Below are 253 nucleotides of genomic sequence, written 5' to 3' on the forward strand. Positions count from 1 at the left end.
ATGCGGTGCAAAATGTTATCCGGTATTAGCCCCGGTTTCCCGGAGTTATCCCAGTCTTATGGGCAGGTTACCCACGTGTTACTCACCCGTCCGCCGCTAACTTCATAAGAGCAAGCTCTTAATCCATTCGCTCGACTTGCATGTATTAGGCACGCCGCCAGCGTTCATCCTGAGCCAGGATCAAACTCTCCAATAAAGTTAGTTTGTCTAGCATCTAAAATAAAAATTGACGTTTCACGTTGTTTGTTTCGTT

Annotated in this window: 1 rRNA gene; it reads right to left on the reverse strand. The window is 46.2% G+C overall.

Annotation, left to right across the window (positions count from 1 at the left end):
- Positions 1 to 196 (reverse strand): 16S ribosomal RNA (locus tag ORL93_RS31165); the annotation flags it as partial.
- Positions 197 to 253: the final 57 nt, after the last annotated feature.

It is taken from the genome of Bacillus sp. DHT2, from assembly GCF_026241455.1.
In the GTDB taxonomy this organism is placed as follows: domain Bacteria; phylum Bacillota; class Bacilli; order Bacillales; family Bacillaceae_G; genus Bacillus_A; species Bacillus_A pseudomycoides.